The sequence below is a fragment of the uncultured Phenylobacterium sp. genome (assembly GCF_902826855.1).
GTDB lineage: Bacteria > Pseudomonadota > Alphaproteobacteria > Caulobacterales > Caulobacteraceae > Phenylobacterium.
This window is the reverse complement of record NZ_CADEGK010000211.1, coordinates 1-6094: the sequence shown is the minus strand read 5'-3', so window position 1 is coordinate 6094 and position 6094 is coordinate 1. Positions and strand designations below refer to the sequence as shown.

The following is a 6094-nucleotide window of genomic DNA, read 5'->3' as shown; positions in this document are numbered from 1 at the left end:
GGCCTCGACGATGCGGGCCTTCCGCTCCTCGGGGTCCAGGACGACGTAGTGCTTGGCCAGCTTCTCGGCGTAGGCGTCGTAGTCGCGCGCCTTGAACGACTGGCCGGAGCCCATGAAGCGGTTACCGAGCGTGGTGTCGCCGCTCTCTATGCCGTCGATGTTGAACGGCACGATCTCGCCGTCGAACACACAGAGGATGCGCCGCAGCGGTCGCACCCAGCGCATGCGGCTCATGCCGGAGGTCATCGACTTCGGCCACGGGAAGTCGCGCACGATCGCCTCGACCATCTCGGCGATGATCTGCGGCGTCGGGCGGCCAGGCTTGTGGATGTGCGCGAACCAGACCCCGTCGCGCTCGGTGAGCTGGTCCTTGGTCAGACCCGTCTTGCGCAGGAACCCTTCGAGCGCCTGCTCGGGCGCGCTGGTGCGCGGGCCCTTCAGCTCCTCGTGCCGCTCCGCCTGCGCCGCCGCCAGCCCTTCGGCCACCAGGGTCAGCCGCCGCGCCCCGCAGAACGGCTTCAGCGCCTCCGGCAGCAGCCCCTCCGCCGCCAGCCGCTCGCGCGCCATGCGTTCCAGATCGCGCGCCGCATTGGCCTGCATGCGCGCGGGGATCTCTTCGGAGAGCAGTTCGAGCAGGAGCTGGGGCATGACTAGGCGTTCCCGCCCTGGCTCTTCACCCAGGCCTCGGCGCACATCTTACAGAGGTCCCGGATGCGTCCGATGTAGGCCTGACGCTCGGCGACGGCGATCGCGCCGCGGGCGTCCATGATATTGAACAGGTGGCTGGCCTTCAGCACGTGGTCATAGGCTGGCAGCGCCAGCGGCTGGCCCTGCCGGCCGGTGGCGGCCAGGATGCGCGGGACCTCACGCTCCATGTCCTCGAACTGGCGCTTGGCAGTCTCGACGTCGGCGACCTCCAGTTCGAAGGCGGAGAACTGCTGCTCGTTCGGCAGGTAGATGTCGCCGTAGCTGAACTCGTCGTTGAAGCGCAGGTCGTAGACGCTCTCTTTGTCCTGCAGGTAGAGGCTTAGCCGCTCCAGGCCGATGGTCAGCTCTCCGGCCACCGGGAAGACATCAAGGCCGCCCACCTGCTGGAAGTAGGTGTACTGGGTGATCTCCATCCCGTCGCACCAGACCTCCCAGCCGAGGCCCCAGGCCCCCACCGTTGGGTTCTCCCAGTCGTCCTCAACGAAGCGGATGTCGTGCAGCTTCGGGTCGATCCCGATCGCCTCCAGACAACCGAGATAGAGCTCCTGCAGGTTCTCCGGGTTCGGCTTCAGGATCACCTGGTACTGGTGGTGCTGGTGGAGGCGGTTGGGGTTCTCGCCATAGCGGCCATCGGCGGGGCGGCGCGACGGCTGGACGTACGCGACCTTCCAGGGTTTGGGCCCTAGCGTGCGCAGCACCGTCATCGGCGACAGCGTGCCGGCCCCGACCTCCACGTCGTACGGTTGCAGAATCGCACAGCCCTGCCGGCTCCAATAGTCATGGAGTTTCAGGATAAGGCCCTGAAATGACAGCGGTTGTTCGGTCATCGGGAGGTGTTTGTTCGCAGGCGCAAAAAAGTCGGCGGACCATAGGGCCCGCCGACCTTCGCTTCAACTGTCGAAACAGTCGTTTGCCGAGAGGGCTAGTTGCCCTTGGCGGCCGTGCGCTTCCCGGCGTGCGACATGGGCAGGCCATACTTGGCGCGGTTCTCGGCCGTGTCCGGCACCGGGCCGTTGGTGACCGTCATGTTGGTGAACGTGGAGCCCGTGGAGGCGTCCGTGCTCGTCGTGGTGGCCGCCGGCGCCGGCTCAGTTGTCGTCGTGGACAAGACGGTCGGTTCCTCCGCCGCCGGCTCGGAAGCAGTCGTCGACTCCGCGGGCGCCGGGGTGGTGGATTCTTGCGCAAAGGCCGCGCCACCCAGGAGGGCGGCGGCGGCCGTAGCGATGGTTAGATGGATCAGCTTCATCGTCAGACCTCCTGAGGTTGCGCGAAAACAAGTCGCCCTTCCTCGATGTGCCGACGCTCTACGGCCCAGGCCGGGTAAGGTTCCCTGGAAGCTGTGGTTTTGGCGGCCGCAGTCGTGCCCGTTGCCCGGCGTCAGTCGGCTGCCGGTGCGGCCGCGGCCTGCGGCATGGACGGATCGCCCTGGCCCGCGATCAGCACCTTGTCGACCACGTGCAGCGTCCCGCTGCCCGTCTTGACGTCCGCCTGGACGATCGTCGCGCCATCGGCCTTGAGCGCAGTCTCATCGCTGCCGTCCAGAAGGATCTTGGTGTCGCCGCTCCCGGCCGGCCATTGCCCCTTGGTTCCCTTGATCTTCGACGACGGGACCGGGGCGTTGACCAGATGGTGCATGACGAACTTCTGGAGCGCCGCCTTGTCGGCCATCAGCTTGGTGAGGTCCGCCTGGGGCATGGCGGCGAAGGCCGCGTCGATGGGCGCGAAGACGGTGAGACCGGGCGTCTTCAGCACGGCGCCGAGATTGGTTGCGTCGACCGCCTTCACGAAGGTGCTGAACTGCGGGTCCAGCTTCAGCGTCTGCAAGGTGTCACCGTTGGCGACCACAGGCTTGGCCATCGTGGCCCCGGGCGTCGCGGTCGCTGGCGGCGCAGTGGGGGCCGCCGCGGGTGCGGCTGCCGGCGCAGGTGTCTGAGCCAGGGCGAAGTAGGGCGCCGCCGCCAGGGCGGTCACGGCGGTGGCGGCGAGGAGAAGGCGGGTCGGCGACATTCAGGGTCCTTGTGGCTTTCAGCGACGCTCTTGAAGGGCGCCGGGGACTACGCGGGAAGACGCTGGCAGGTTGCCCGGCATCACGGGGTCGTGAGACTAGGCGGGGAAAGCGCCGGATTTACGACGACCTGAGAGCGCGTCAAGGAACGCCTGCCGCTTCCCGCGGGCCTGGCTTGCCGCTTCCGCAGGCGCCTCGTCCATCCGGCGCCTAAGAAATGGGCGGGCGCCTGCTTCTTGCCCAAAGCGTCAACCCAACGCGCCGCTGCGCCCCGCCCTCCGACATAGCGTCGCCCCGACCGCCGCCACGGGGAGTCTTTGGGCGGCAGTCTTGTCAATTCAAGAGGGGTTGGGCCCGCCCTCAGGGCCGGACGCGGAGAGCGAGCGGATGAAACTCATCATGGCGATCGTCAAACCGTTCAAGCTGGACGACGTGCGCGAAGCGCTCGTCGCCGCCGGCGTGGAGGGTCTGACGGTCTCGGAGGTCAAGGGATATGGCCGGCAGAAAGGCCAGACCGAGATCTATCGGGGGGCGGAATACCAGATCAACTTCCTGCCCAAGGTGAAGCTGGAGGCGGTGGTCGACGACGCCGCGGCAGGCAAGGCGGTTGAGGCCATCAAGGCCGCGGCCGCCACCGGCAAGATCGGTGACGGCAAGATCTTCGTCCTCGACGTCTCGGAAGCGGTGCGCATCCGGACGGGCGAGACCGGCGCAGCGGCGCTCTAGCGATCGGGATAAGGGGATAAGATAATGAAATTGTTTAGAAAACAGCGGATGGCCGGGCTGATGCTCGCCGCCGTCGTGGCGGGGGCGCCGCTTGTAACCCCTGCCTTCGCCCTGGCCCAGGAGGCCGCCGCGCCCTCCGCGGCTCCGCTCGCCACGCCCGAAGCGGCGGCCCCGGAGGCCGCAATGGCGGCGCCGGCGGAGGCCGCTCCGGCAGTCGCTCCGGCTCCGGCGGCAGCCCCCGCCGAGATCAAGGCGCCCGAGCAGACCGTCAACAAGGGCGACACCACTTGGATGATGATCTCAGCGGTCCTCGTGCTGCTGATGATCATCCCCGGCCTGGCCCTCTTCTACGGCGGCCTGGTGCGCCAGAAGAACATGTTGTCGATGCTGATGCAGACCGCGACAGTCTGCGTTATCGGCATGATCGCCTGGGTTATCTACGGCTACAGCTTCGCCTTCACCGACGGTGGCAGCCATGACGCCTTCTTCGGCGGGACTTCGAGGCTGTTCCTCAAGGACGTCACGCCCGCCTCCGTCGCGGCGACGTTCTCGACCGGGACCTACATTCCGGAACTGGCCTTCATCGCCTTCCAGATGACCTTCGCGGCGATCACCGCCTGCCTGGTGCTGGGTGGGGTCGCCGAGCGGCTCAAGTTCGGCGCCTGCGTCGTCTTCGCCGTGCTCTGGCCGCTGCTCTCGTACTACCCGATGGCCCACATGGTCTGGTGGTGGCCCGGCCCGGACGGCATCGCGACCGCTCCGACCGCGGCGGTGAAGTCCGGGCTCCTCTGGGGCTGGGGCGCGCTCGACTTCGCGGGCGGCACCGTGGTGCACATCAACGCCGGCGTGGCCGCTCTGGCGGGCGCCCTGATCCTCGGCCCACGCAAGGGCTACCGTTCCGAGCCGATGCAGCCGCACTCCCTGACGCTGACCCTGGTGGGCGCAGGCCTGCTGTGGTTCGGGTGGTTCGGCTTCAACGCCGGCTCCAACCTGGAAGCCAACGGCTACGCGGCCCTTGCCCTGATCAACACCTTCATCGCCACCGCCGCGGCGGGCTTCTCCTGGGCGATGACGGAGTGGGTGACGCGTAAGAAGGCCTCACTGCTCGGCATGGCCTCTGGCCTGGTCGCCGGCCTCGTGGCGGTGACGCCCGCCGCCGGTTTTGCCGGCCCGATGGGCGCACTGGTGCTGGGCCTCCTGGTCTCGCCGATCTGCGTCTTCTTCTGCTCGGTCGTGAAGAACGCGCTGAAGTACGACGATAGCCTCGACGCCTTCGGCATCCACGCGATCGGCGGTATCGTCGGCGCGCTCGCCACCGGCATCCTGGTGTCCAAGGGCCTCGGCGGCGCCGAGATCGTCGACTACGCGACCTGCGCGGCGGACGGCGACATCTCCACCTGCGACGTGCTGGCCAGCTACACCATGGCCGGTCAGTTCATCACCCAGCTCAAGGCGGTGGCGGTGGCGGTGGTCTGGTCGGGCGTAGCCTCCAGCATCGTCTTCCTGATCATCAAGTACACGATCGGCCTGCGGTCCTCGCCGGAAGCCGAAGAGGAAGGCCTGGACATCGTCGAGCACGGCGAACGCGCCTACCACTCCTAAGCCCTCGGGCTGGAGCTCGAGACGCGAGACGGGGGTCCTTCGGGGCCCCCGTTTTCGTTTGCGCCTACCAGGGCCCGCCGAGGCGGCAGCGCTTCACCCACCAGGCCGGGGCCATGGATTCCACGCGCTCGGCCAGGCCTTCGGCGGCGATGTCGTCGGCGCAGAGGGCGAAGCACGTGCCGCCGGAGCCGGAGACGCGGGCCAGCAAGGTCTCGGGCTCATCGGCGAGGGTGGCCAGTACGGCGCCGATCTCCGGAGCGACCTCCACCGCCGGGGCCTCCAGGTCGTTGCGCTGGGTCGCCAGCCAGGCAGCCACCTCCTGGGCGCTCTCGAAGGCCTCCGGCATCGGTGGTGGCGTCACGTCGCCGAACCGGCCCGCGGCGTCGAGCCGGCGATAGACCTCGGGGGTCGGGACCGCCACGCCCGGGTTGACCAGCACCGCGTACAGCTCCGGCAGGCCGGGGGCGGAACTGAGACGCTCGCCGCGCCCCTGCGCCAGCACCGGCCGGCCCCACAGGCACGCCGGCCCGTCCGCCCCGACCGCCGCGGCGCAGGCCTCCAGGCGCGCATCGTCGAATCCGGGGGCGAAGACGTCGCGGATCAGCCGCAACGCCGCGCCGGCGTCGGACGACCCGCCACCCAGGCCCGCAGCCACCGGCAGCCGCTTGTCCAGGCTGAACGCCAGTTCCTCCATCGGCCGGCCCAGCTCCGCCACGAAGGCGCGGACGGCCTTGATGATCAGGTTATCGGACTCGCGGCCCACGGCCCGGGCGAAGGGGCCGGTGACGCTCACGCTCCCCTCGCCCACCTTCACGGCCACGGTATCGCCGACGTCGGCGAAGGCGATCAGGCTGCACAGCGGGTGGTAGCCGTCGGCCCCCGGCCCGCCCACGTGCAGGAACAGGTTCACCTTCGCTGGTGCGAAGGCCTCAGCCATCCTATTGCTCGGCCAGTTTCGGCGCGGGCCCAACCCCCGACGCCAGCTTCTTCTCCGCGTCCGCCACTGATCGCGTTCATTCACGACTTGTTGGCTGGACGATTGTCGTCGCGGCG

The 6094-nt window shown here is 68.7% G+C and carries 7 protein-coding genes; 2 read left to right on the top strand and 5 right to left on the bottom strand.

Annotation, left to right across the window (positions count from 1 at the left end; translation table 11 throughout):
- The 4 genes from QZV94_RS21025 to QZV94_RS21010 form a co-directional block, all read right to left on the bottom strand.
- Positions 1 to 648, bottom strand: a 648-nt coding sequence (locus QZV94_RS21025) for a glycine--tRNA ligase subunit beta (protein WP_293681510.1), incomplete at its 3' end; no start/stop codon positions are given.
- Positions 649 to 650: 2 nt separating this feature from the next.
- Entirely contained in the window at positions 651 to 1535 is an 885-nt protein-coding gene (locus QZV94_RS21020) for a glycine--tRNA ligase subunit alpha (RefSeq protein ID WP_293681508.1), read from the bottom strand.
- 95 nt (positions 1536 to 1630) lie between these two features.
- The gene (locus QZV94_RS21015) at positions 1631 to 1954 is read right to left on the bottom strand and encodes a hypothetical protein (RefSeq protein WP_293681506.1); all 324 of its coding nucleotides are present in this window, start codon (positions 1952 to 1954) and stop codon (positions 1631 to 1633) included.
- 131 nt (positions 1955 to 2085) lie between these two features.
- On the bottom strand, positions 2086 to 2715 hold the full coding sequence (locus QZV94_RS21010; protein WP_293681504.1) for a fasciclin domain-containing protein: 630 nt from the start codon (positions 2713 to 2715) through the stop codon (positions 2086 to 2088).
- 385 nt (positions 2716 to 3100) lie between these two features.
- Between QZV94_RS21010 and QZV94_RS21005 the strand changes: the two genes are divergently transcribed.
- Together QZV94_RS21005 and QZV94_RS21000 are read left to right on the top strand one after the other, a co-directional pair.
- Positions 3101 to 3439, top strand: coding sequence for a P-II family nitrogen regulator (locus tag QZV94_RS21005; protein ID WP_293456860.1), 339 nt, complete (start codon positions 3101 to 3103; stop codon positions 3437 to 3439).
- A 24-nt stretch (positions 3440 to 3463) separates the two neighbouring features.
- A complete protein-coding gene (locus tag QZV94_RS21000; protein ID WP_293681502.1) occupies positions 3464 to 5041 on the top strand; it encodes an ammonium transporter in 1578 nt (525 codons plus the stop codon).
- A 64-nt stretch (positions 5042 to 5105) separates the two neighbouring features.
- On the opposite strand, the gene QZV94_RS20995 is transcribed toward QZV94_RS21000, so the two are convergent.
- Positions 5106 to 5978: a 4-(cytidine 5'-diphospho)-2-C-methyl-D-erythritol kinase gene (locus QZV94_RS20995; protein ID WP_293681500.1), complete on the bottom strand. Its 873-nt coding sequence runs from the start codon at positions 5976 to 5978 to the stop codon at positions 5106 to 5108.
- Between the last annotated feature and the right edge of the window lie 116 nt (positions 5979 to 6094).

Excerpts from the sequence above, each read along its gene's own strand:
- QZV94_RS21020 (WP_293681508.1), bottom strand. The coding sequence starts at position 1,535 with ATGACCGAACAACCGCTGTCATTTCAGGGCCTTATCCTGAAACTCCAT.
- QZV94_RS21010 (WP_293681504.1), bottom strand. The coding sequence starts at position 2,715 with ATGTCGCCGACCCGCCTTCTCCTCGCCGCCACCGCCGTGACCGCCCTG.
- QZV94_RS21005 (WP_293456860.1), top strand. The coding sequence starts at position 3,101 with ATGAAACTCATCATGGCGATCGTCAAACCGTTCAAGCTGGACGACGTG.
- QZV94_RS20995 (WP_293681500.1), bottom strand. The coding sequence starts at position 5,978 with ATGGCTGAGGCCTTCGCACCAGCGAAGGTGAACCTGTTCCTGCACGTG.
- QZV94_RS21000 (WP_293681502.1), top strand. The coding sequence starts at position 3,464 with ATGAAATTGTTTAGAAAACAGCGGATGGCCGGGCTGATGCTCGCCGCC.
- QZV94_RS21015 (WP_293681506.1), bottom strand. The coding sequence starts at position 1,954 with ATGAAGCTGATCCATCTAACCATCGCTACGGCCGCCGCCGCCCTCCTG.